We start from the raw sequence: 1,171 nt of genomic DNA, 5'->3' as shown, positions 1-1,171 counted from the left end.
CCGGCGCCAACGGTACGGCCGCCTTCACGAATCGCGAAGCGCAGACCATCTTCCATGGCGATCGGAGCGATCAGAGTAACAACCATCTGAACGTTGTCACCCGGCATTACCATTTCAACACCTTCCGGCAGTTCACACGATCCGGTCACGTCTGTGGTACGGAAGTAGAACTGAGGACGATAGCCCTTGAAGAACGGAGTATGACGACCACCTTCTTCTTTGGACAATACGTACACTTCACACTCAAACTTGGTGTGCGGGTTGATAGAACCCGGCTTGCACAGAACCTGACCACGCTCAACGTCGTCACGCTTGGTACCACGCAGCAGAACACCTACGTTCTCACCCGCACGACCTTCGTCGAGCAGCTTGCGGAACATTTCAACGCCAGTACAAGTTGTCTTCACAGTATCTTTGATACCAACGATTTCAACTTCTTCACCAACCTTGATGATACCGCGCTCTACACGACCGGTTACTACAGTACCACGGCCAGAGATAGAGAATACGTCCTCGATCGGCATCAGGAACGGCTGATCAACAGCACGCTCAGGATCCGGGATGTACGCGTCCAGAGCTTCTACCAGCTTCTTAACAGCGGTAGTACCCATTTCGTTGTCGTCTTTACCTTCCAGAGCCATCAACGCAGAACCGGTAACGATCGGAGTGTCGTCGCCCGGGAAGTCGTACATGCTCAGCAGGTCACGAACTTCCATCTCAACCAGCTCAAGCAGCTCTTCATCGTCAACCATGTCCGCTTTGTTCAGGAACACTACGATGTAAGGTACACCAACCTGACGAGACAGCAGGATGTGCTCACGAGTCTGAGGCATTGGGCCGTCAGCTGCAGAACAAACCAGGATCGCGCCGTCCATCTGAGCCGCACCAGTGATCATGTTTTTAACATAGTCAGCGTGGCCCGGGCAGTCTACGTGTGCGTAGTGACGGGTCGGCGAATCGTACTCAACGTGTGACGTGGCGATGGTTATACCACGTGCACGCTCTTCCGGTGCGTTATCGATCTGGTCGAACGCACTGGCAGAACCTGTACCCCAAACTTCGTGACACACACGAGTCAGAGCAGCGGTCAGAGTGGTCTTACCATGGTCAACGTGACCGATGGTGCCGACGTTAACGTGCGGTTTACTACGTTCAAATTTTTCTTTAGACA

The 1,171-nt window shown here is 53.4% G+C and carries 1 protein-coding gene; it reads right to left on the bottom strand.

Features of this window, described 5'->3' with window-relative positions:
• Positions 1-1,171: elongation factor Tu (gene tuf, locus MWU64_RS15345; RefSeq protein ID WP_247065352.1), on the bottom strand; the 1,171-nt coding region annotated here is incomplete at both ends.

It is taken from the genome of Marinobacter sp. S0848L (genome assembly GCF_023016065.1).
In the GTDB taxonomy this organism is placed as follows: Bacteria; Pseudomonadota; Gammaproteobacteria; order Pseudomonadales; family Oleiphilaceae; genus Marinobacter.
The sequence above is the reverse complement of the archived record's forward strand: the minus strand, read 5'-3'. Positions and strand labels throughout refer to the sequence as shown.